The sequence below is a fragment of the Pseudomonas sp. SBB6 genome (genome assembly GCF_024213215.1).
Lineage (GTDB): Bacteria > Pseudomonadota > Gammaproteobacteria > Pseudomonadales > Pseudomonadaceae > Aquipseudomonas > Aquipseudomonas donghuensis.
In genome coordinates, this window is the sequence record NZ_JANAVH010000001.1 from 180,897 (window position 1) to 202,442 (window position 21,546).

Consider the following 21,546-nt stretch of genomic DNA (forward strand, 5'->3'; position numbering starts at 1 on the left):
ATCAGGTCCCGGCCTTGATCTTGGTCCAGGCGCGGGTGCGCGCCCGCTCGGCATCGCGTGGCAGTGGCTGCAGGGTGTAGAGCTTGGCCATGGCTTGCTCGGTGGGGTAAAGGTTGGGGTTGTTGCGGATGGCCGGTGCAACCAGTTCGGTGGCGTCCTTGTTGGGGTTGGGATAACCGACAAAGTCGCTGATGGGCGCGATCACCTTGGGCTGCAGCAGGTAGTTGATGAAGGTGTAGGCATCTTCCGGGTTGGCCGCGCCTTTGGGGATTGCCAGCATGTCGAACCAGATCGGCGCACCTTCCTTGGGCAGGCGCATGTCGACGACCACGCCGTTCTTCGCCTCGGTGGCGCGGTTGGCCGCCTGGGAGAAGCTGCCCGAGTAGCCGACCGCCACACAGATGTCGCCATTGGCGATATCTGCCATGTACTTGGAGGAGTGGAAGTAGGTGACGTGCGGGCGGATCTTCAGCAGCAGCTCTTCGGCCTTTTTGTAGTCCGCCGGTTTCGTGCTGTTCGGTGGCAGGCCCAGGTACTGCAGGGCCAGCGACAGGATTTCCGACGGTGAGTCAAGCAAGGCCACGCCGCATTGCTTGAGCTTGGCGATGTTCTCTTCCTTGAAGATCAGGTCCCAGCTGTCGACCGGGGCATTGTCGCCCAGCGCCGCCTTGACCTTGGCCGGGTTGAAGCCGATCAGTACGGTGCCGTACATGTACGGCACGGCGAACTGGTTGCCGGGGTCGTTGGCCTCGATCAGCTTCATCAGTTTCGGGTCCAGGTGCTGCCAGTTCGGCAGCTTGCTGCGGTCCAGCGGCTGGAACACCCCGGCCTCGATCTGCTTGGCCAGGAACACGTTGGACGGCACCACCACGTCGTAGCCGGAGTTGCCGGTCAGCAGCTTGGCCTCCAGGGCTTCGTTGGTGTCGAAGATGTCGTAGATGAGTTTGACCTGGCTGTCTTTCTGGAAGTCCACCAGGGTTTGCGGGGTGATGTAGTCGAACCAGTTGTAGACCCGCAGGGTGCGTTGTTCGGCAGCCTCCAGGCTACCGGCGAGCAGGGTGCTGCAGAGCAGAGGGGCGAGCAGGCGCTTGAGTCGGGTCATGCTTGAGCTTCCTGTTGGGCGCGTTCGAAACCTTCGAGTACGTTCACTGCGTTGATACCGATTTCCTCGACTGCATAACCACCTTCCATGACGAACAGCGTCGGCGTGCCGAGGCGGGCGATGCGTTCGCCCATCTTCAGGTAGTCGGGGCTGTCGAGCTTGAACTGGGAGATCGGGTCGTCCTTGAACGTGTCCACGCCCAGCGAAATCACCAGCACGTCCGGGCCATAGGCGGCGATGCGCTCACAGGCCTCATCCAGGGCTTTGCTCCAGGTCAGCCAGTCGCTACCGGCGGGCAGCGGGTAATTGACGTTGTAGCCCAGGCCTTCACCTTCGCCTTGCTCATCGGCATAGCCCAGGAAGAACGGAAACTCGGCCTGCGGATCTCCATGGATCGAGGCGAACAACACATCACGGCGCTGGTAGAAGATTTCCTGGGTGCCGTTGCCGTGGTGGTAGTCGACATCGAGGATTGCCACCTTGCCCCGGCCTTGGTCGAGGAACGCCTGGGCGGCGATGGCGGCGTTGTTGAGGTAGCAGTAACCGCCCATGACATCGCTGGCGGCGTGGTGTCCCGGTGGCCGGCAGAGGGCGAAGGCGCTGTGGGCGCCGGTCTGGATCGCAGCCTGGGCGGTGAGGGCAACTTGCGCGGCGCTGTAGGCCGCTTGCCAGGTGCCAGCGGTGATTGGCGCACCGGCGTCGAAGCTGTAGTAACCGAGTTCGCCGTGCAGGCTGCTAGGTTTGACGCTGCGCAGGGTGCGCGCCGGCCAGGTGAAGGGCAGCAGGTCGCCTTCGTAGCCCAGCTGGGTCCAGCGCTGCCAGGCGCCTTTGAAGAAGTTCAGGTAATCGGCACTGTGCACGCGCAGCAAGGGCGCGCGGCCAAAGTCGGCAGGCCCCTTGATTGCACCCAACTCGCGGGTTTTTACCCGCTCCAGAACATGGTCGGCGCGCGAAGGCATCTCGAAGCAGGGCATCAGTTGCCCGTCGATCAGCTCGCAGCGGCCATGGTGCAGGCGGTGGTCATCGGAATAGATCGTCAGCATCTTGTTGTTCTCCGGGTCACTGGCGTCGCTCCATTGTTGGTGGCCCGGGCCCTGTGCAGAACGACGGAAACGGCCAAAAGGGGACCGATATGGCCAGCCTGACTGTCCGGATTTCGCCCCCTGGCGGTGCAACCGTCGTATTCAGGCGCGGAAGTGGCTTGGCGCAACGCCGCTCCAGCGCATGAAGGCGTGGCGAAAGCTGGCGGTTTCGCTGAAGCCCAGCAGTTCGGCGATGCGGTAGATGGGCAGCTGATCTTCGGCCAATAGCTGCTTGGCACGCTCGAAACGCAGCTCATCGAGCAGTTGTTGATAACTGCTGCCCAGCTCCTGCAGGTGCCGACGCAAGGTGCGCGACGAGCAGTTCATCTGCCGCGCCAGGCCTTCCAGCCCGGGAGCCGCATCGAGTTGTTCGAGCAGCAGCTGGCGAATCCGCCCGAGCCAGGCCTGGCGACCGGTGAACTCCAGGTTTAGCCGTCGGCAGCGCTCGCTCATGGCCCGGTGGGTGATCTGGTCGGCCAGCGGCAGGGGTTGCTCCAGCCATGTGCGCGCAAAGGCGAAGGCATTGTCGGCTGCCTCGAAGCGCAACGGGCAGGCGAAGCTGTCGCCATACAGCGCATGGTAATCGGGCGTGGGGTGGGCGAAGCGTGCCGCCAGCAGCGGTAGCGGTTGGCCGAGCAGGTCGTCGCAGATGACTTTCAGCGAGGTCAGGCAGAACTCGGCATTGAACGCCGCCAGCTGCGGTTCTTCGCGATAATCGCTGGCGCTGAACCAGACCCGCTCGCCGTCGTCGATCAGGCGCAGCTGAAAAAGTGTTCCCAGTAGCGCCGGGTACTGCATCGCCAGGCGCAAAGCGTCACCTAAGGTGGCACTGGAGAGCAGGGCGTAACCGAGCATACCGTAGCAGGAAACATGCATGCGCCGGCCCAGCTCCAGGCCCACTTCACGGCGCTGGGCCACGGCATTGGCACACACCAGCATCTCCTGGCGGGTGGTGATGCGCGAGTCGGCGCGGCCCAGGTCTGCCGGGTTGATGCCGCTGCCGGCAAGCAGCGCTTCATCGCCGGGGCCCTGGCCTTGAAAGGCCTGCAGAACCAGGGACACGGCGTTGAGGGTGGTGAGGTGTGAATGGAGCATGCTCGGCTTCTTTCGGCAGGTTGGCCAAACAAATCGAGCAATTTGTATGCCTTCAGTCGCTTACAGCAATTCCCCGCAAAGATCCTGCTCCACCAGGCGCCGAACCTCGGCAACCGGCAAACCGCTGCCCAGCAACAGTTGCAACTTGCCGAACAGTGCTTCACGGGTCATGCCGCCCCCCGACAGCACGCCAACCTGGCGCAAGCGGCTGCCGGCCTGGTAGACATCCAGTTCAACCCCGCCTTCATGGCACTGGGTGATGGCGACCACGACAATGCCACGTGCCTGAGCCTCGGCCAGGGCGGCGAGAAAGTCGGGGTTGTCGGACGGGCCAGTGCCACTGCCAAAGCATTCCAGGATCAAGCCTTGTACACCGCTGGCCAGCGCGGCCTGCAACAGTGGCGGGCCAAACCCCGGCACCAGGGGCAGCACCGCGACATTGGCGACCTGTTTCGGTTGGCGATAGTCGAGTGCTGCGGGCAGGGGTTGCGGCGCGCCAGCGCCGGCAAAACGCTTGAGGGTAACGAACGGATGACGGCCAAAGCTGCGCACCTTGGCCGTATGGTGCGGGGCCAGCAGCTCACCGTGAAAGTACAGTTGCACACCGGGCGGGACGCCTGTAGCCAGGGCCTGTAGTGCCCCGGTGAGATTTTCCCAGGCATCGCTGTCGGCGACACCAGCTGGCAGCATGGAGCCGGTGAACAGCACCGGGACCTGCAGGCCAAGCAACTGGAAGCTCATGGCCGCAGCGCTGTAAGCCAGGGTGTCGGTACCGTGCAGCACCAACACGGCATCGCAGCTTTGCCCGTCGACCGCATCGATGATCGCCGCACGCAGGCGCTGCCAGTAGTGCGGGGTCATGTTGGCGCTGTCGATCAGCGGTAGCAGTTCACGGAACTGCCAGGCGGGAATACCGGCCTGCCCAGCCAGTTGCTCGCGCATCCGTTGCTCGAAGCCCGAGGCTGGGGCCAGGCCGTTGGCGCTCGCTTGCATGCCGATGGTGCCGCCGGTGTACAGCACCATGATGTTGCGGGCCGGTTGCGCAGTTGCCATACGCCTGTCTCCGTGGTCAGCTTGAGGAAGACCGACCACAGTACGCCATCACCGCGCAGGCTGTCAGCGCTTGGTGTCTTCGACCTTGGCTGGCCAGGCTTTGGTGTCGAGGTCCAGGTCGGCGAACTTGGCCGAATCGAACACCGGCGTTTTTACCCCGGCAGCGCGCTGGTCGTCGTAGTCGCGCAGCACGCGCATGGCCACCTTGAACAGCAGGGCCAGGGCGATCAGGTTGACGAAGGCCAGGCAGGTCATGGTGATGTCGGCGAACGCGAACACCGTGCCCAGGTTCTGCACCGCGCCCCAGAAGATCAGCAGCAACACCAGTGCGCGGTAGCCGATCAGGGCCTTGCGGTTGTCACCGACCAGAAAGCGCAGGTTGCTCTCGCCCAGGTAGTAGTTGTAGAGGATCGAGGTGAACACGAACAGCGCCAGGGCGACGCTAATGAACATCCGTCCCCAGTCACCGACCACGGCGGCCAGCGAGTTCTGGGTCAAAGCGATGCCGTCCCCTTCGAAGCCCGGGGTGTAGAAACCCGAGAGCAGGATCAGCAAGGCCGTGCAAGTGCAGATGATGAAGGTGTCGAGGAACACCGAGAACGCCTGGACCACGCCCTGGGCAATCGGGTGTTCGACCTGGGCCACGGCGGCGACGTTGGGGGCACTGCCAAGGCCGGCTTCGTTGGCGAACACGCCGCGCTTGACGCCCATGATGATGGCGCTGCCGACCAGGCCACCGAAGGCCTGATCCAGGCCGAAGGCGCTTTTGACGATAGTCATCAGCATGCCCGGCACCTGATCGAACTGCAGCACGATCACGTAAACGGTTACGGCGATGTAAACCAGGGTCTTGACCGGTACCAGCAGGTCGGCGACGGCGGCGATGCGCTTGATGCCGCCGATGAACACCAGGCCCAGCAGCACCGCCAGGGCGATACCGGTGTAGGTGGTGTCGAACTGGAAGGCATTGTTCAGCGAGTGGGTCACGGCGTGGGCTTGCAGGCCGTTGAAGGCGAAGCCGAAGGTGACCAGCAGCAGGAAGGCCATGACCATGCCCAGCCAGCGCTTGCCCAGGCCATGCTCGATGTAATACGACGGGCCGCCGCGGTATTGGCCTTCACTGTCGCAGCGTTTGTACAGCTGGCCGAGGGTACATTCGATGAAGCTGCTGGACATGCCGACCAGCGCGGTTACCCACATCCAGAACACCGCACCGGGGCCGCCGAGGGTCACGGCGATGCCGACACCTGCGATATTGCCCGCACCGACGCGGCCGGCGAGGCTGAGCATCAGCGCCTGGAACGAGCTCAGTTGTTCGCTGCTGCTGCGCAGGCTGTCGCGAAATACCGAGAACATATGGGTGAAATAACGCAGCTGAACGAAACGCGAGCGGATCGTGAAGTAACTGCCCAGACCGACAATGAGCACGATCAGTACCTTGCCCGATAGGAAGTCGTTGATGACTTCAAGCATGGAGTGTTCCTCGCTTTTAATGGCTTTTACTGCATGTCGCGCCAAGGAGCTGGCACGCAAGAGGGCGGGCACTATACCGATGCGAGCGCCGCGCGTCTGCCTTGGCGTGGCGGATATGCCCTGTGGTCGCCACTGTGGGAGCTGGCGTTGCCAGCGATGCGGCCGACGCGTAGCAGCTGAAACCGTGCTGATTTCATCGCCGGCAAGGCCGGCTCCCACAGGGAATGAAGTGCTGCAGGAGGACATAAAAAAAGGGCCCGGGGAGTGATCCCTGGGCCCTCAAAAGGTGAGAGGTGTCTAGTCCCTCGACCTGGTGAGCGTGTTACAGCATCGGTTACGCCTTGAGCGGCACCAGACGCGGAGCAATCATGTTTTCCGGACGCAGGATGTCGTTGAGCATCTCTTCGTCCAGCAGGCCTTCTTCACGTACCAGTTCCAGCACGCCACGGCCGCTTTCCAGGGCGATGGCAGCGATACGGGTCGCGTTTTCGTAGCCGATGTACGGGTTCAGGGCAGTGACCAGGCCGATCGAATGTTCGACCAGTTCGCGGCAGCGCTGTTCGTTGGCGGTGATGCCGACGATGCAGTGCTCGCGCAGCATGTCCATGGCGCGTTGCAGCAGGCGGATCGAGTCGAAGATCTTGTAGGCGATCAGCGGCTCCATGACGTTCAGCTGCAGTTGGCCACCTTCGGCCGCGACGGTCAGGGCCAGGTCGTTGCCCATGATGGCGAAGGCCACTTGGTTGACCGCTTCCGGGATAACCGGGTTGACCTTGCCTGGCATGATCGAGCTGCCTGGCTGACGCGCTGGCAGGTTGATTTCGTTGATGCCGGTGCGTGGGCCGCTGGACAGCAGGCGCAGGTCGTTGCAGATCTTCGACAGCTTGACTGCAGTACGCTTGAGCATGCCCGAGAACAGGACGAAGGCGCCCATGTCCGAGGTAGCTTCGATCAGGTCGGCAGCCGGTACCAGCGGCTGGCCGCTGATGGTGGCCAGGCGCTGAACGGCCAGGGCCTGGTAGCCAGGGTCGGCGTTGATGCCGGTACCGATGGCGGTACCCCCCAGGTTGATTTCGGTCAGCAGCTCTGGCGCCAGGGAACGCAGACGGTTGAGGTCTTCGGTCATGGTGGTGGCGAAGGCGCGGAATTCCTGGCCCAGGGTCATCGGCACAGCGTCCTGCAGCTGGGTACGGCCCATCTTCAGTACGTGGTCGAATTCCTGACCTTTGGCAGCGAAGGCCTGGATCAGGCTGTCGAGGCTGGCCAGCAGGGCGTCGTGACCCAGCAGCAGACCCAGACGGATCGCGGTCGGGTAGGCGTCGTTGGTCGACTGCGCCATGTTCACGTCGTTGTTCGGGTGCAGGTACTTGTACTCGCCCTTCTGGTGGCCCATGGCCTCCAGCGCGATGTTGGCGATCACTTCGTTGGCGTTCATGTTGGTAGAAGTACCAGCACCGCCTTGAATCATGTCGACCACGAACTGCTCGTGGTAGTCGCCGCGGATCAGACGGGCGCAAGCCTCGCTGATGGCAGCGTGCTTGGCATCGCTCAGGTGACCCAGCTCGCGGTTGGCGTCGGCAGCAGCCTGTTTGACCATGGCCAGGGCCACAACCAGTTTAGGGTAGTGCGACAGCGGAACGCCGGAGAGGTGGAAGTTGTTGGCAGCACGCAGAGTCTGGATACCGTAGTAGGCATCAGCAGGGACTTCGAGGGTGCCAAGCAGATCTTTTTCGACACGGAACGATGCAGCAGCGGACATGATAGATATCATCTCGAGTTTGACCCGGCACATGCCGGAATGGCGCCAATCCTAGGCTTGCGCCGATTTTGCGGCCAATGCTGTTGCACGCTAACCTATGCATAAACGGCATACGGGTTGATGTGACGTCAACTGCCGATCGAGCGTGTTCAATTTTGGTGCATGCCTGGAGAGCCCATGAACCTTGAGAGCAAATGGCTGGAAGATTTCAGTGCCCTGGCCGCGACCCGCAGCTTTTCCCAGGCCGCCGAGCGCCGCTTCGTCACCCAGCCGGCCTTCAGCCGGCGTATTCGCAGCCTTGAGGCGGCGCTGGGGCTGACCCTGGTCAACCGTTCACGTACGCCTATTGAGTTGACGGCGGCGGGGCAATTGTTCCTGGTGACGGCGCGTACGGTGGTGGATCAGTTGGGCGAAGTGTTGCGCCATCTGCATCACCTGGAAGGCGGACAGGGCGAGGTGATCCAGGTGTCGGCGGCGCACTCGCTGGCGCTGGGGTTCTTTCCGCGCTGGATCGCGCAATTGCGCAACGACGGCCTGAACATCGCCACGCGCCTGGTGGCAACCAACGTCGGCGATGCGGTGCATGCCCTGCGTGAAGGCGGCTGCGACCTGATGCTGGCCTTCTACGACCCCGATGCAGCCTTGCAGATGGATGCGGAGATCTTCCCGTCGCTGCATCTGGGCCATACCGAGATGCTGCCGGTGTGCGCCGCCGATGCCGAGGGTAAGCCGCTGTTCGATCTGGAAGGCGAGGGCAGTGTGCCGTTGCTGGCCTACAGCGCCGGGGCGTTTCTCGGTCGTTCGGTCAATCTGTTGTTGCGTCAGCGCAACCTGCGCTTTACCACTGTCTATGAAACGGCGATGGCCGACAGCCTCAAGAGCATGGCCCTTGAAGGCCTGGGTATCGCCTGGGTGCCACGGCTGTCGGCGCGGGCCGAACTTGAGCGCGGTGAGCTGGTGATTTGCGGCGGCAGCCAGTGGCATGTGCCGCTGGAAATCCGCCTGTATCGCTGCGCCCTGGTGCGCAAGGCCAACGTGCGCCTGCTGTGGCGCAAGCTTGAGGGCGGTTCGCCAGCAGCCGGGGCTTGACCCAAAAGTCAGCCAAAGCCCCGAAAAATAAGGCCGACAGTTGGTCGTCAGGGTGCATCCAAGGCGTTGCTTTGCGGTATACTGCGCGGCCTTCGGTCGGCATGCCCGGCCCTAATTCGTATAACAAGCCACGCCGGTCGTCCCGCGTGGCTTGTTGTTTTTTGACGCGCCTGCGGGCGCCCAAGAGAAGAGGCTCGACGATGAGTGCACTGGTTGGCGTGATCATGGGCTCCAAGTCCGATTGGTCCACCCTTAGCCACACCGCCGATATGCTGGAAAAACTCGGCATTCCCTACGAGGTCAAGGTGGTGTCTGCCCACCGGACCCCGGACCTGCTGTTCCAGTATGCCGAAGAGGCCGAAGGCCGTGGCATCGAGGTGATCATCGCCGGCGCCGGGGGTGCTGCCCACCTGCCAGGCATGTGTGCGGCCAAGACCCACCTGCCGGTGCTGGGCGTGCCGGTACAGTCGTCGATGCTCTCCGGCGTCGACTCGCTGCTGTCGATCGTGCAGATGCCAGCCGGTATTCCGGTTGCCACCCTGGCCATCGGCAAGGCCGGCGCGATCAACGCCGCGCTGCTCTCGGCAAGCATCCTTGGCGCCAAGCACCCGCAGTTCCACACGGTGCTCAAACAGTTCCGCGCTGAGCAGACAGACAACGTTCTGGACCATCCAGATCCGCGCCAGGCTTGAGGTCAAAAGCATGAAAATCGGTGTAATCGGTGGCGGCCAGCTGGGCCGCATGTTGGCTCTGGCGGGTACTCCGCTGGGCATGAACTTCGCTTTCCTCGACCCGGCTCCGGACGCCTGCGCGGCGCCTCTGGGCGAGCACCTGCGTGCCGATTACGGTGACCAGGACCACCTGCGACAGTTGGCCGACGAAGTTGACCTGGTGACCTTCGAATTCGAAAGCGTCCCGGCTGAAACCGTGGCCTTCCTGTCGCAGTTCGTGCCGGTCTACCCGAGTGCCGAGTCGCTGCGCATCGCCCGCGATCGCTGGTTCGAAAAGAGCATGTTCAAGGACCTGGGCATTCCCACCCCGGCCTTCGCCGATATCCAGTCGCAAGCCGACCTGGATGCCGCCGTTGCCAGCATCGGCCTGCCTGCCGTCCTCAAGACCCGCACCCTGGGTTATGACGGCAAGGGGCAGAAAGTGCTGCGAACTGCCGAGGATGTTGTGGGTACCTTCGCCGAACTGGGCAGCGTCCCGTGCCTGCTCGAAGGCTTCGTGCCGTTCACCGGCGAAGTGTCGCTGATCGCCGTGCGCGCCCGTGATGGCGAAACCCGTTTCTACCCGTTGGTGCACAACACCCACGAGAGCGGCATCCTGCGCCTGTCGGTGGCCAGCGAAGACCACTTGCTCCAGAACCTGGCCGAAGACTACGCCGGCCGCGTGCTCAAGCAGCTCGACTATGTCGGCGTGCTGGCTTTCGAGTTCTTTGAAGTCGATGGCGGCCTCAAGGCCAACGAGATTGCCCCACGGGTGCATAACTCCGGGCACTGGACCATCGAAGGCGCCGAGTGCAGCCAGTTCGAAAACCATCTGCGTGCCGTTGCCGGTTTGCCGCTGGGTTCGACCGCCAAGGTCGGCGAAAGCGCGATGCTCAACTTCATCGGTGAAGTGCCGGCGGTCGACAAGGTGATTGCCATCGACGAATGCCACCTGCACCACTACGGCAAGGCCTTCAAGGTCGGGCGCAAGGTTGGTCACGCCACCCTGCGTTGCGACGACCTGGCGACCCTGGAACAAAAAATCCAGCAAGTCGAAGCCCTGATCAAGGGCTGAAGGGAACCTTCCCGCTCCGCTATCCCTCTGATGGCAGGATGCCAAAGCGCTGGCTAGGCTTTGGCATGCGCCATTTAACTCAGAGGGATTGCCATGGGTATCATCGGAACCATCTTCATCGGCCTGATCGTCGGTCTGCTGGCACGCTTTCTAAAGCCTGGCGACGACAGCATGGGCTGGATCATGACCATTCTGCTGGGGATTGCCGGTTCGCTTGCCGCGACCTACGGCGGCCAGGCGCTGGGTATCTATCAGGCTGGAGAGGGGGCAGGCTTCCTCGGCGCACTGGTGGGCGCGATCATCCTGTTGGTGATCTACGGCCTGGTCGTCAAAAAGAGCTGACGGCAGGCTAGAATGCTCGGCACCGAACTCCATCGTTGCCGAGCTTTTTCATGCGCCGTGTATTACTTCTCTCCCTGTTGCTGCTCAGCGGCCTGGCCCGTGCCGAACTGCCGGAAACCGACTGGCTGGAACTGATGCCCAAGTCGGACCAGAAAGCCCTCGAGCAGATGCCCGAAATCGATCATAACTCTCCGGAAGCCATGGGCACCTTCACCGACAAGGGTGGCCTGAAGCAGAGTCAGGGGCTGCCGGCGGTCATGTATTCGGCCAAGACCGTGGCAGCCATGAACGGCAAGCATATTCGCTTGGGCGGCTATCCGGTGCCGCTGGAAACCGACGCCAAGGGCAACAGCACGCTGTTCTTCCTGGTGCCTTACCCGGGCGCCTGCATCCATGTGCCGCCACCGCCACCGAACCAACTGGTGCTGGTGCGCTATCCCAAGGGCTTGAAGCTCGACGATATCTACACGCCGCTGTGGGTCAACGGTACCTTGAAGGTGGAGAAGGTCAGCAATGACCTGGCCGATGCGGCCTATGCAATGGATGCGGCCAAGGTGCGGGTGGTTGAAGACGCGGATCTGTGAATGATCGCGGGGCAAGCCCGCTCCTACAGGAGCGGGCTTGCCTCGCGATAGCGATCTAGAGCGCTTGGCTAGCGATTGTCAGGCTCAGCGAATGGGTCGCGCCCGGCGCCAGTGTGACCAGGTCATCCACCACGTTGGCGGTTTCGATGCAGAGCATGCGTTGCCAGCCATCGTCGGCCATGTCTGGCAGTTCGGCGGCGCGCTCGGTCCAGGGGTTCCAGATCACGGTCGTACGCGAACCCTGCGCGGTTAGCACAATGCGCCGCTGCCAGGCCGGGTCGACAATACTCAGTTGGTCCGGCGCCTGCAGGTAGATGCGGTCGGTCTCGCCGGCAAAACCAAGATTGCCTTGCTGCTTGCGTCGCTCCCAGTTGGCCAGGGTCTCGATGTAGCCAAGGCCATCGACACCTTCAACCTGCACCTGACGCACATCGCTGACGGCGAAGTAGCTGTGCAACGCCTGGCTGAGGGTGACCGCAACGTTGTCGAGGTTGTAGCTGGAGAGGGTAATGCTCAGTTGCTCGCCCATGACAATGCTCAGCGTGAGCTCGACATTATGGGGCCAGCCGGGGAGGTCGCCCTGGGTCTCGGGCAGGGTGAACTCGACGCGAATATCGTCGCCGCTGCTGGTGATCCCCAGCAATTGCCAGTCACGACCGCGGACCAGGCCATGGGCAGGGCCGTCTTCCGCGCGATACATGGCCTGCACCGCTTCGGGGTTGCGCTTGAAAATGCCAAACCAGGGCCAGCACACCGGAACACCGGCGCGCACGGATTTGCCCTGCTTGAAGATGGCCTGGTCACTGAGCCACAACAAAGGCGGCTCGCCGAGGCGCTGATAGCTCAGCACCTGCGCGCCCTGCTGGGCTACCAGCAGTTCGGCAGTGTCGCTGGTGATGCGCCAGCAATTGAGCTCGCCGTGCTGTTCGGATTCGACCTTGGGTGTGGACATGCGCTTTATCTCGTTGGTTTGCCGTACGGCTTTGGACCGCTTGCATGCCTTCGAGTTTACCGCGCAGCGGTCTCAGCGACGAGGAGGAACCGAGCGGGTGCGACCGCTGCCGTCGATGGCGACGAACACGAATACCGCTTCGGTAACCTTGCGCCATTCACTGGACAGCGGATCGTCGCTCCATACTTCGACCATCATCTGGATCGAGCTACGGCCGATTTCCAGGGTCTGGGTATAGAAGGACAATTGCGCGCCGACCGCCACTGGCACCAGGAATGCCATGCGATCGATGGCCACGGTAGCGACACGGCCGCCAGCGACACGGCTGGCCATTGCGGTGCCGGCCAGGTCCATCTGGGCGACCAGCCAACCGCCGAAAATATCGCCGAAACCGTTGGTTTCACGGGGCAATGCAGTGATCTGCAAGGCCAGGTCGCCTTGCGGGATAGGATCTTCTTGTTCGAGTTCAATCATGCCGGGGGTGCCTCTGACCCGTGACGCTTCGTTGGTTGGCGCTATGACAGACGCCTCGAAAAACGATTCAGCACAACTATTCTACGCTGCTTTCGCTTTGCCAGGCGGCGAAGGGAAACTCTGCGAAACCGACTAAGCATACCTAGCGGCGTTTTCGCACAACATCCTTCAGAAGACGCAACCCCTTCCTACAAGCGGCCAGTATATAGAGCCGAAAGCGCAGCGACGACCATGCAGTCATGAATACTTGTATTGAATTTGTACTGCTATGTGCTTTTTCCAGCAATTTGCTATCGTTCCAGGCTTACCAGGCCCAAACCCGCGCGCCAGGCGGCCTGCACCCCCAATAAGAAATGCCAACAAGAGAGACCTATGACCTCCGTGCCCGGCAGTATCGCGCAGCCTTCGAGGCCGCTGACCCGCAGTGACTACAAGACCCTGTCGCTTTCCGCCCTGGGCGGTGCGCTGGAATTCTACGATTTCATCATCTTCGTGTTCTTCGCCACGGTCGTCGGCAAGCTGTTCTTTCCCGCCGAAATGCCTGAATGGCTGCGTTTGATGCAAACGTTTGGCATCTTCGCCGCCGGCTACCTGGCGCGGCCACTGGGTGGCATCGTCATGGCCCACTTCGGCGACCTGTTGGGACGCAAGAAGATGTTCACCCTGAGCATCTTCATGATGGCCGTACCGACGTTGATCATGGGCCTGCTGCCGACCTACGCGCAGATCGGCCTGTGGGCGCCGATCCTGCTGTTGGTGATGCGGGTGATCCAGGGCGCGGCGATTGGTGGTGAAGTGCCGGGCGCCTGGGTGTTCGTCTCCGAGCACGTGCCGGCACGCAGCACCGGTTATGCCTGCGGTACGCTGACGGCAGGCCTGACCGCCGGGATCCTGCTCGGTTCGCTGGTGGCGACGCTGATCAACACGGTCTATAGCCAGCAGGAGGTCGCCGACTATGCCTGGCGCATCCCGTTCCTGCTCGGTGGGGTATTTGGCCTGTTCGCCGTGTACCTGCGCCGCTGGCTGCATGAAACCCCGGTATTCGCCGAGATGCAGGCGCGCAAGGCGCTGGCTGAGGAGGTACCGCTGCGCGCCGTGCTGCGTGATCACCGTGGCGCCATTGTCCTGTCGATGTTGCTGACCTGGCTGCTGTCGGCCGGCATCGTCGTGGTGATCCTGATGACCCCGGCGCTGTTGCAGAGCCTCTATCAGGTCAGCCCCACCGATTCGCTGAAGGCCAATAGCCTGGCCATCGTCCTGCTCAGCCTGGGGTGCATCGGCACCGGGACACTGGCCGACCGTTTTGGCGCTGGCCGGGTGTTTATCGTCGGTAGCCTGGCGTTGCTGGTGACCTCCTGGACCTTCTATCACACCTTGCCTACCCATCCCGAGTGGCTGTTTCCGCTGTATGCCCTGACCGGCCTGTGTGTCGGCATTGTCGGTGCCGTGCCTTACGTCATGGTCAAAGCCTTTCCGCCTGTAGTCCGTTTCAGCGGCCTGTCGTTTTCCTACAACCTGGCTTACGCGATCTTTGGCGGCCTGACGCCGATGGTGGTCACCGCGCTGCTCAAGCTCAGCCCGATGGCACCGGCCTATTATGTCGCGGGCATCTGCGCCATTGGTCTGTTGGTGGGAATTTATCTGACGGCGAAAAAGCGTTGAAACCGCTCTAAAACAAGCCTCGCAACATTTTGCAAAGGCCATCACCGCTCGCCGGTGATGGCCTTTCATCTAATTGTCACATTCTATTCATAGAGTAGTCATACGGCCTGCAGATACTTGGGCCCGATCCATCTCACCCCAATTCCTGCTAGGAGCAAGGCATGAAACTGAAGCGTTTGATGGCGGCCCTGACTTTCGTCGCCGCTGGCGTTGCCACCGCCAATGCGGTTGCCGCTGTTGACCCAGCTATTCCGACCTACACCAAGACCACCGGTGTGTCGGGCAACCTCTCCAGCGTCGGTTCCGATACCCTGGCGAACCTGATGACCCTGTGGGCTGAGGCCTACAAAAAGGAATATCCGAACGTAAACATCCAGATTCAGGCTGCCGGTTCCTCCACTGCGCCACCCGCGCTGACTGAAGGTACCGCCAACCTCGGCCCGATGAGCCGTAAGATGAAGGACGTCGAGCTGCAGGCCTTCGAACAGAAGTACGGCTACAAGCCAACCGCCATCCCGGTTGCCGTCGACGCCCTGGCCGTGTTCGTGCACAAGGACAACCCGATCAAAGGCCTGACCATGGCCCAGGTCGATGCCATCTTCTCCTCGACCCGCCTGTGCGGTGCCAAGGCCGACGTGAAAACCTGGGGCGACCTGGGCGTGACCGGCGACCTGGCCAACAAGCCAGTGCAGCTGTTCGGCCGTAACTCGGTGTCCGGCACCTATGGCTACTTCAAGGAAGAAGCCCTGTGCAAAGGCGACTTCAAGCCGAACGTCAACGAACAACCTGGCTCGGCTTCGGTCGTGCAGTCGATCAGCAGCTCGCTGAACGGCATCGGTTACTCGGGCATCGGCTACAAGACCGCCAGCGTCAAGACCGTGCCTCTGGCCAAGAAAGAAGGCGGTGCCTTCGTTGAAGACAACGAAGCCAACGCCCTGAACGGTACTTACCCGCTGTCGCGTTTCCTCTACGTCTACGTCAACAAGGCGCCGAACAAGCCTCTGGCCCCGCTGGAAGCCGAGTTCGTCAAGCTGGTCCTGTCGCAAGCCGGCCAGCAAGTCGTGGTCAAAGACGGTTACATCCCGCTGCCTGCCAAAGTGGTTGATAAAGCCCTGGCGGACCTGGGTCTGAACCAAAACGGCAACGTTGCGAAGAAGTAAGTGAAAGACCGGCGGGGTCGGGTTTTGTCCTGGTCTCGCCACACATTGCGAGTCCGCTGCCAGGGGTATCTGCGCGGCGGGCTTTTTTGCGTCACTGCATTGTCATGTTTTTGTCATACGGGACCGCTAGGGTGTGCGCATGAATGATCTGGCCAACTCCACAATGACCCAAAATTCTCCCCCCGTGCGGATTGACTTCAATACGCCCGAACTGCAACGCAAGCGGCGCATGCGTGCGCTCAAGGACCGCCTGACCCGCTGGTATGTACTGGTGGGCGGGCTTGCCGTGCTGGCGGCAATCACCCTGATCTTCTTCTACCTGGCCTACGTGGTCGTGCCGCTGTTCCAGGGCGCGACCCTGACCAGCAAGAAGGCCCTGGAGCCGACCTGGCTGCAGCAGGACGCCGGCAAGCCACTGATGATTGCCCTTGAAGAGCAGAACCTGGTCGGCATGCGGGTTTCCGACAAGGGCCAGGCGCTGTTCTTCGACACCAAGACCGGTGCCGAGCTCAAGCGTGTGGATCTGCCGGTGCCCGCCGGCACCCAGGTGACTTCGATCGGTGCCGATCAGCCGGGCAACCCGCTGGTGGTGCTGGGCCTGTCCAACGGCCAGGCGCTGGCGTTCAGCCACAGCTACAAGATCACCTACCCGGACAACAAGAAAACCATCAGTCCGGCCATCGACTTCCCGTATGGCCAGGAGCCGTTCACCCTGGACGACCAGGGCCGCGCGCTGGAACATGTCAGCCTCAACGTCAATGGCGAGACCCTGGTAGTGGCAGGCTCTACCGGTGCACACCTGCAGGTGGTATCGCTGAGCCGTGAAGAAAACATGATGACCGGCGAAGTCACCAGCGAGCAGAGCCGCATCGACCTGCCGCAGATGACCGAACCGGTCAAAGCCATCTTCATCGACCCACGTCAGCAATGGCTGTATGTAATCAACGGTCGCGCCCAGGCCGACGTTTTCAGCCTGCGCGACAAGAGCCTCAACGGTCGCTACAAGCTGCTCGACGACGGTAATGCCGAAGTCACTGCCAGCACCCAGCTGGTGGGCGGTATCTCGCTGATCATCGGTGATTCCAAAGGCGGCCTGGCCCAGTGGTTCATGGCCCGCGACCCGGATGGCGAGCAGCGCTTCAAGCGCATTCGCGAATTCCAGATGGGCAAGGCGCCGATCGTGCAGATCGATGCCGAAGAACGCCGCAAGGGCTTCGTCGCCCTCGATGCCGACGGCAAGCTCGGGGTGTTCCACAGCACCGCGCACCGTACCCTGCTGGTCGAACCGGCCGCTGAAGGCGCGGGCATCCTGGCGCTGTCGCCGCGGGCCAACCGCATCATCATCGAAGAAGGCGGCAAGCTGCTGCCGCTGAGCCTGAAGAACCCGCACCCGGAAGTGTCCTGGAGCGCGCTGTGGAGCAAGGTTTGGTACGAGAACTACGACGAGCCCAAGTACGTTTGGCAGTCGACCGCCTCGAACACGGACTTCGAACCCAAGCTGAGCCTGTCGCCGCTGACCTTCGGTACCCTCAAGGCTGCGTTCTACGCGATGATCCTCGCCGCGCCACTGGCCATTGCTGCCGCCATCTACACCGCCTATTTCATGGCCCCGGGCATGCGCCGCAAGGTCAAGCCGGTGATCGAGCTGATGGAAGCGATGCCGACGGTGATTCTCGGCTTCTTCGCCGGCCTGTTCCTGGCGCCATTCCTTGAAGGTCACCTGCCGGGTGTGTTCAGCCTGTTCCTGTTGATGCCGCTGGGTATCCTGGTCGCCGGCTTCACCTGGAGCCGTCTGCCCGAGTCGCTGCGCCTGCGGGTGCCGGATGGCTGGGAAGCGGCGATCCTGATCCCGGTGATCCTGTTCACCGGCTGGTTCGCCCTGTACATGAGCCCGTTCATCGAGACCTGGTTCTTCGACGGTGACATGCGCCTGTGGATCACCAACGATCTGAAGATCACCTATGACCAGCGCAACGCCCTGGTCGTGGGCATTGCCATGGGCTTCGCGGTGATCCCGAACATCTACTCGATCGCCGAAGACGCCGTGTTCAGCGTGCCGCGCAGCCTGACCCTGGGGTCGCTGGCGCTCGGTGCCACGCCGTGGCAGACCCTGACCCGCGTGGTCATCCTGACGGCAAGCCCGGGGATCTTCTCGGCGCTGATGATCGGCATGGGCCGCGCCGTGGGTGAAACCATGATCGTGCTGATGGCCACCGGCAACACCCCGGTCATGGAAATGAACCTGTTCGAAGGTATGCGCACCCTGGCGGCCAACGTTGCGGTGGAGATGCCCGAATCGGAAGTCGGTGGCAGTCATTACCGCGTGCTGTTCCTCGCCGCGCTGGTGCTGCTGATGTTCACCTTCGTGATGAACACCTTGGCCGAGCTGATTCGCCAGCGTCTGCGCAAGAAATACTCGTCGCTTTGATAGAAAGGTAGCGATCCGTGAAAAAGGATTCCCTCAAAAGCTGGTTCAAGAGCGGCGCCCCTGGCGTCTGGATGAGCGGTGGCGCGGTCGCCATCGCGGTGATCATGACCATTGGTCTGCTCGCCGTGATCGCCGTGCGCGGCCTTGGCCACTTCTGGCCGGCCGACCTGCTGCAAGCCAGCTACAACGTGCCTGGCCAGGCCAACCACATCGTCGTCGGCGAAGTGGTGCAGAAGGAAGAAGTACCTCGCGCGCGTCTGAAGGGTGCCGGCTTGCCGGTGCCTGACGAAGGCCCTGAGTTCATGACCCGCGAGCTGATCAAGATCGGTAACCGCGACCTCAACGGCAGCGACTTCACCTGGGTGGTTGGCGAATGGCTGACCGACCAGCAGAAGCCGGTCGACCTGATCGCCCTGGAGCGCCGCGAGTGGGGCAACTTCTACGGCTACCTGGTCAGCGTCAAGGAGAACGGCAAGGTGGTCGCCGAAGGCCAGGCCGCCTGGAGCGAACTGCAGAACCGCCTCAAGCGTGCCGACAAGCTGGCCGGCGAGCTGCAGAGGCTTGAGAAGAAAGACATCGGTGCGATCAACTACGGCCTTGAGCGCCTGCGCCTGCAGACCCGCAAGCTGGAACTGGATGGCAAGCTGGATGCCGCTGCCCAGGCTGATATCGAAGCCGAGCGCGCCGAGCTGAACAACCGCTACAAGGCCATCGAAGAGCGCCTGGGCGGCCTGCACCAGGACTTCGGCCGCGACAGCCTGGTAGCCAAGGACGGTAATGGTCGTGAGGTGGAAATCAACCTGAGCAAGGTGGTGCACGCCTACCAGCCAAATGGCATGGGCGTGTTCACCAAGCTGGGGGTGTACTTTGCCAAGGTCTGGGAGTTCCTCAGCGACGACCCGCGTGAAGCCAACACTGAAGGCGGGATCTTCCCGGCGATCTTCGGTACCGTGATGATGACCCTGATCATGGCCGTGATCGTCACCCCGTTCGGCGTGCTGGCGGCGGTGTACCTGCGTGAATATGCGCGTCAGGGCCCGGTGACCCGCTTGATCCGTATCGCGGTGAACAACCTGGCCGGTGTTCCGGCGATCGTTTACGGCGTGTTCGGCCTGGGCTTCTTCGTCTATGTGCTGGGTGGCTCGCTCGACCGGTTGTTCTTCCCCGAAGCCTTGCCCGCGCCGACCCTGGGTACCCCGGGCCTGCTCTGGGCTTCGCTGACCCTGGCGCTGCTGGCGGTGCCGGTGGTGATCGTGGCCACCGAAGAAGGCCTGGCGCGAATTCCGCGCACGGTCCGCGAAGGCTCGCTGGCGCTCGGTGCGACCAAGGCCGAGACTTTGTGGAAGATCGTCCTGCCGATGGCCAGCCCGGCGATGATGACCGGCATGATCCTCGCCGTGGCCCGCGCCGCCGGTGAAGTGGCGCCGCTGATGCTGGTGGGGGTGGTGAAGCTTGCGCCTTCGCTGCCGGTGGACGGCAACTACCCGTACCTGCACCTGGACCAGAAGATCATGCACCTGGGCTTCCACATCTATGACGTCGGCTTCCAGAGCCCCAACGTCGAGGCCGCGCGGCCGCTGGTGTACGCCACCGCGTTGCTGCTGGTGCTGGTAATCGCCACGTTGAACCTCTCGGCGGTCTGGATTCGTAACCACCTGCGCGAGAAGTACAAGGCGCTGGATAGTTGACTGAAAGCTATTAGCCATAAGCGGCAAGCTACACGCCGCTTTTGCTCAAACTTGCAGCGTGCAGCGAGAAGCTTGCAGCTACAAACGGAGTGAAATCATGCAACATGAAACCCATTCTCACGGTATCGACATGTCGGCCCTGGGTCGCGACAAACAGAGCCTGCGCCTGGCTGAAGAAACCGTAGCCATCGAAGTGCCTGGCCTGAGCCTGTACTACGGCGACAAGCAAGCCCTGTTCGATGTCAGCATGAACATCCCCAAGCAGCGCGTGACCGCCTTCATCGGCCCGTCCGGCTGCGGTAAATCGACCTTGCTGCGTACGTTCAACCGTATGAACGACCTGGTTGACGGCTGCCGCGTCGAAGGTGCGATCAACCTCTACGGCAACGACATCTACCGCAAGGGCGAAGACGTGGCCGAGCTGCGCCGCCGGGTCGGCATGGTGTTCCAGAAGCCCAACCCGTTCCCCAAGACCATCTACGAGAACGTGGTCTACGGCCTGCGCATCCAGGGCATCAACAAGAAGCGCGTGCTCGACGAAGCGGTTGAGTGGGCGTTGAAGGGCGCGGCGCTGTGGGATGAGGTCAAGGACCGCCTGCATGAGTCGGCGCTGGGTCTGTCCGGTGGTCAGCAGCAACGTCTGGTGATTGCCCGCACGATCGCCGTGGAGCCAGAAGTGCTGCTGCTCGACGAACCCTGCTCGGCACTCGACCCGATCTCGACGCTGAAGGTTGAAGAGCTGATCTACGAGCTCAAGTCCAAGTACACCATCGTCATCGTTACCCATAACATGCAGCAAGCGGCGCGGGTCTCCGACTACACCGCATTCATGTACATGGGCAAGCTCGTCGAGTTTGGTGATACCGACACATTGTTCACCAATCCGGCGAAGAAGCAGACCGAAGACTACATCACTGGCCGTTACGGTTAACGGCAGTTGCAAGCTTCAAGCCGCAAGCTGCAAGAAAGTGGCGAGCGTGAAGCCCGGGAACGACACGAACAAACTTGAAGCTTGAAGCTTGCTACTTGAAGCTTTTTCGCGGAGCGAAAGCATGATCGATAAAGACAGCCTTACCCACCATATCTCCCAGCAGTTCAACGCCGAACTCGAAGAGGTTCGCAGCCACCTCCTGGCGATGGGCGGCCTGGTCGAGAAGCAGGTCAACGACGCGGTTACCGCGCTGATCGAGGCCGATTCTGGCCTGGCCCAGCAGGTGCGCGAAGTCGACGAACAGATCAACCAGATGGAGCGCAATATCGACGAAGAGTGCGTGCGCATTCTTGCCCGGCGCCAGCCGGCGGCGTCCGACTTGCGTCTGATCATCAGCATTTCCAAGTCGGTGATCGACCTGGAGCGCATCGGCGACGAGTCGACCAAGATCGCCCGCCGCGCCATCCAGCTGTGCGAGGAAGGCGAGTCGCCGCGTGGTTATGTCGAAGTGCGTCACATCGGTGACCAGGTGCGCAACATGGTCCGTGATGCCCTCGATGCCTTTGCCCGTTTCGACGCCGACTTGGCGCTGTCGGTCGCTCAGTACGACAAGACCATCGACCGCGAGTACAAGACTGCCCTGCGCGAGCTGGTCACTTACATGATGGAAGATCCACGCTCGATCTCGCGCGTTCTCAGCGTGATCTGGGCCTTGCGTTCGCTGGAGCGTATCGGCGACCACGCCCGTAATATCTCCGAACTGGTGATCTACCTGGTACGCGGCACCGATGTGCGTCACCTGGGCCTCAAGCGCATGCAGGAAGAGGTTCAGCGCAGTGGTGAAAGCGCTAATGTTCCGGGCAAATCTGACGATAACTAAGACTGCC

At 62.1% G+C, this 21,546-nt stretch carries 19 protein-coding genes; 11 read left to right on the plus strand and 8 right to left on the minus strand.

All coding sequences use genetic code 11. The features are described 5' to 3' along the window. Position 1 precedes the first annotated feature (1 nt). The 6 genes from NLX68_RS00885 to aspA all read right to left on the minus strand — a co-directional run bounded on the left by NLX68_RS00885 (position 2) and on the right by aspA (position 7,564). The gene (locus tag NLX68_RS00885; RefSeq protein WP_254282203.1) at positions 2-1,102 is read right to left on the minus strand and encodes a polyamine ABC transporter substrate-binding protein; all 1,101 of its coding nucleotides are present in this window, start codon (positions 1,100-1,102) and stop codon (positions 2-4) included. Further along, positions 1,099-2,145 carry a histone deacetylase family protein gene (locus NLX68_RS00890; protein WP_254282204.1) on the minus strand — a complete coding sequence of 349 codons (1,047 nt, stop codon included), beginning with the start codon at positions 2,143-2,145 and terminating at the stop codon, positions 1,099-1,101. The genes NLX68_RS00885 and NLX68_RS00890 overlap by 4 nt, the downstream gene beginning before the upstream one ends. 141 nt (positions 2,146-2,286) lie before the next feature. Then, positions 2,287-3,279, minus strand: coding sequence for an AraC family transcriptional regulator (locus NLX68_RS00895; RefSeq protein ID WP_254282205.1), 993 nt, complete (start codon positions 3,277-3,279; stop codon positions 2,287-2,289). Between the two features lie 60 nt (positions 3,280-3,339). Further along, positions 3,340-4,332, minus strand: coding sequence for an asparaginase (locus NLX68_RS00900; RefSeq protein WP_254282206.1), 993 nt, complete (start codon positions 4,330-4,332; stop codon positions 3,340-3,342). Between the two features lie 63 nt (positions 4,333-4,395). Then, complete coding sequence (locus tag NLX68_RS00905; protein WP_254282207.1) at positions 4,396-5,805, minus strand: sodium:alanine symporter family protein; 1,410 nt, start codon at positions 5,803-5,805, stop codon at positions 4,396-4,398. Between the two features lie 334 nt (positions 5,806-6,139). Further along, positions 6,140-7,564 carry an aspartate ammonia-lyase gene (gene aspA / locus NLX68_RS00910; RefSeq protein ID WP_010222803.1) on the minus strand — a complete coding sequence of 475 codons (1,425 nt, stop codon included), beginning with the start codon at positions 7,562-7,564 and terminating at the stop codon, positions 6,140-6,142. 177 nt (positions 7,565-7,741) lie between these two features. On the opposite strand from aspA, the gene NLX68_RS00915 reads away from it, so the two are divergent. From NLX68_RS00915 to NLX68_RS00935, 5 genes are all read left to right on the plus strand, one after another. After that, positions 7,742-8,653 carry a LysR substrate-binding domain-containing protein gene (locus tag NLX68_RS00915; protein ID WP_010222804.1) on the plus strand — a complete coding sequence of 304 codons (912 nt, stop codon included), beginning with the start codon at positions 7,742-7,744 and terminating at the stop codon, positions 8,651-8,653. Between the two features lie 200 nt (positions 8,654-8,853). Beyond that, positions 8,854-9,345, plus strand: a complete 492-nt coding sequence (purE, locus tag NLX68_RS00920; protein WP_010222805.1) for a 5-(carboxyamino)imidazole ribonucleotide mutase — start codon at positions 8,854-8,856, stop codon at positions 9,343-9,345. Between the two features lie 10 nt (positions 9,346-9,355). Next, positions 9,356-10,438, plus strand: a complete 1,083-nt coding sequence (locus tag NLX68_RS00925) for a 5-(carboxyamino)imidazole ribonucleotide synthase (RefSeq protein ID WP_010222806.1) — start codon at positions 9,356-9,358, stop codon at positions 10,436-10,438. A 93-nt stretch (positions 10,439-10,531) separates the two neighbouring features. Continuing rightward, positions 10,532-10,780 (plus strand): GlsB/YeaQ/YmgE family stress response membrane protein, encoded by a 249-nt coding sequence (locus NLX68_RS00930; RefSeq protein WP_045199503.1) that lies wholly within the window; start codon positions 10,532-10,534, stop codon positions 10,778-10,780. 50 nt (positions 10,781-10,830) lie between these two features. Next, positions 10,831-11,364, plus strand: coding sequence for a DUF3299 domain-containing protein (locus tag NLX68_RS00935; protein ID WP_254282208.1), 534 nt, complete (start codon positions 10,831-10,833; stop codon positions 11,362-11,364). A gap of 55 nt (positions 11,365-11,419) precedes the next feature. Here the strand turns inward: NLX68_RS00935 and NLX68_RS00940 are convergent, their stop codons facing one another. Further along, the gene (locus NLX68_RS00940) at positions 11,420-12,316 is read right to left on the minus strand and encodes a D-hexose-6-phosphate mutarotase (RefSeq protein ID WP_254282210.1); all 897 of its coding nucleotides are present in this window, start codon (positions 12,314-12,316) and stop codon (positions 11,420-11,422) included. A gap of 72 nt (positions 12,317-12,388) precedes the next feature. Then, on the minus strand, positions 12,389-12,790 hold the full coding sequence (locus tag NLX68_RS00945) for an acyl-CoA thioesterase (RefSeq protein ID WP_009402429.1): 402 nt from the start codon (positions 12,788-12,790) through the stop codon (positions 12,389-12,391). A 372-nt stretch (positions 12,791-13,162) separates the two neighbouring features. Between NLX68_RS00945 and NLX68_RS00950 the strand changes: the two genes are divergently transcribed. From NLX68_RS00950 to phoU, 6 genes are all read left to right on the plus strand, one after another. Then, on the plus strand, positions 13,163-14,452 hold the full coding sequence (locus tag NLX68_RS00950) for an MFS transporter (RefSeq protein WP_254282211.1): 1,290 nt from the start codon (positions 13,163-13,165) through the stop codon (positions 14,450-14,452). 161 nt (positions 14,453-14,613) lie between these two features. Beyond that, positions 14,614-15,612, plus strand: a complete 999-nt coding sequence (locus NLX68_RS00955) for a phosphate ABC transporter substrate-binding protein PstS (protein WP_254282215.1) — start codon at positions 14,614-14,616, stop codon at positions 15,610-15,612. A 139-nt stretch (positions 15,613-15,751) separates the two neighbouring features. After that, positions 15,752-18,040 (plus strand): ABC transporter permease subunit, encoded by a 2,289-nt coding sequence (locus tag NLX68_RS00960; protein ID WP_026001473.1) that lies wholly within the window; start codon positions 15,752-15,754, stop codon positions 18,038-18,040. 71 nt (positions 18,041-18,111) lie between these two features. Next, positions 18,112-19,728, plus strand: a complete 1,617-nt coding sequence (pstA, locus tag NLX68_RS00965) for a phosphate ABC transporter permease PstA (RefSeq protein WP_174242345.1) — start codon at positions 18,112-18,114, stop codon at positions 19,726-19,728. A 97-nt stretch (positions 19,729-19,825) separates the two neighbouring features. Then, positions 19,826-20,659, plus strand: a complete 834-nt coding sequence (gene pstB, locus NLX68_RS00970; protein WP_010225943.1) for a phosphate ABC transporter ATP-binding protein PstB — start codon at positions 19,826-19,828, stop codon at positions 20,657-20,659. 121 nt (positions 20,660-20,780) lie between these two features. Continuing rightward, on the plus strand, positions 20,781-21,539 hold the full coding sequence (gene phoU, locus NLX68_RS00975; RefSeq protein ID WP_010225942.1) for a phosphate signaling complex protein PhoU: 759 nt from the start codon (positions 20,781-20,783) through the stop codon (positions 21,537-21,539). Positions 21,540-21,546: the final 7 nt, after the last annotated feature.

What these genes read in the sequence shown, in the direction of transcription:
- NLX68_RS00960 (WP_026001473.1), top strand. Translation starts at nt 15,752, where the DNA reads ATGAATGATCTGGCCAACTCCACAATGACCCAAAATTCTCCCCCCGTG.
- NLX68_RS00955 (WP_254282215.1), top strand. Translation starts at nt 14,614, where the DNA reads ATGAAACTGAAGCGTTTGATGGCGGCCCTGACTTTCGTCGCCGCTGGC.
- NLX68_RS00905 (WP_254282207.1), bottom strand. Translation starts at nt 5,805, where the DNA reads ATGCTTGAAGTCATCAACGACTTCCTATCGGGCAAGGTACTGATCGTG.
- purE (WP_010222805.1), top strand. Translation starts at nt 8,854, where the DNA reads ATGAGTGCACTGGTTGGCGTGATCATGGGCTCCAAGTCCGATTGGTCC.
- aspA (WP_010222803.1), bottom strand. Translation starts at nt 7,564, where the DNA reads ATGTCCGCTGCTGCATCGTTCCGTGTCGAAAAAGATCTGCTTGGCACC.
- pstB (WP_010225943.1), top strand. Translation starts at nt 19,826, where the DNA reads ATGCAACATGAAACCCATTCTCACGGTATCGACATGTCGGCCCTGGGT.
- NLX68_RS00935 (WP_254282208.1), top strand. Translation starts at nt 10,831, where the DNA reads ATGCGCCGTGTATTACTTCTCTCCCTGTTGCTGCTCAGCGGCCTGGCC.
- pstA (WP_174242345.1), top strand. Translation starts at nt 18,112, where the DNA reads ATGAGCGGTGGCGCGGTCGCCATCGCGGTGATCATGACCATTGGTCTG.
- NLX68_RS00925 (WP_010222806.1), top strand. Translation starts at nt 9,356, where the DNA reads ATGAAAATCGGTGTAATCGGTGGCGGCCAGCTGGGCCGCATGTTGGCT.
- NLX68_RS00895 (WP_254282205.1), bottom strand. Translation starts at nt 3,279, where the DNA reads ATGCTCCATTCACACCTCACCACCCTCAACGCCGTGTCCCTGGTTCTG.
- NLX68_RS00890 (WP_254282204.1), bottom strand. Translation starts at nt 2,145, where the DNA reads ATGCTGACGATCTATTCCGATGACCACCGCCTGCACCATGGCCGCTGC.
- NLX68_RS00900 (WP_254282206.1), bottom strand. Translation starts at nt 4,332, where the DNA reads ATGGCAACTGCGCAACCGGCCCGCAACATCATGGTGCTGTACACCGGC.
- NLX68_RS00885 (WP_254282203.1), bottom strand. Translation starts at nt 1,102, where the DNA reads ATGACCCGACTCAAGCGCCTGCTCGCCCCTCTGCTCTGCAGCACCCTG.
- phoU (WP_010225942.1), top strand. Translation starts at nt 20,781, where the DNA reads ATGATCGATAAAGACAGCCTTACCCACCATATCTCCCAGCAGTTCAAC.
- NLX68_RS00950 (WP_254282211.1), top strand. Translation starts at nt 13,163, where the DNA reads ATGACCTCCGTGCCCGGCAGTATCGCGCAGCCTTCGAGGCCGCTGACC.
- NLX68_RS00940 (WP_254282210.1), bottom strand. Translation starts at nt 12,316, where the DNA reads ATGTCCACACCCAAGGTCGAATCCGAACAGCACGGCGAGCTCAATTGC.
- NLX68_RS00930 (WP_045199503.1), top strand. Translation starts at nt 10,532, where the DNA reads ATGGGTATCATCGGAACCATCTTCATCGGCCTGATCGTCGGTCTGCTG.
- NLX68_RS00945 (WP_009402429.1), bottom strand. Translation starts at nt 12,790, where the DNA reads ATGATTGAACTCGAACAAGAAGATCCTATCCCGCAAGGCGACCTGGCC.
- NLX68_RS00915 (WP_010222804.1), top strand. Translation starts at nt 7,742, where the DNA reads ATGAACCTTGAGAGCAAATGGCTGGAAGATTTCAGTGCCCTGGCCGCG.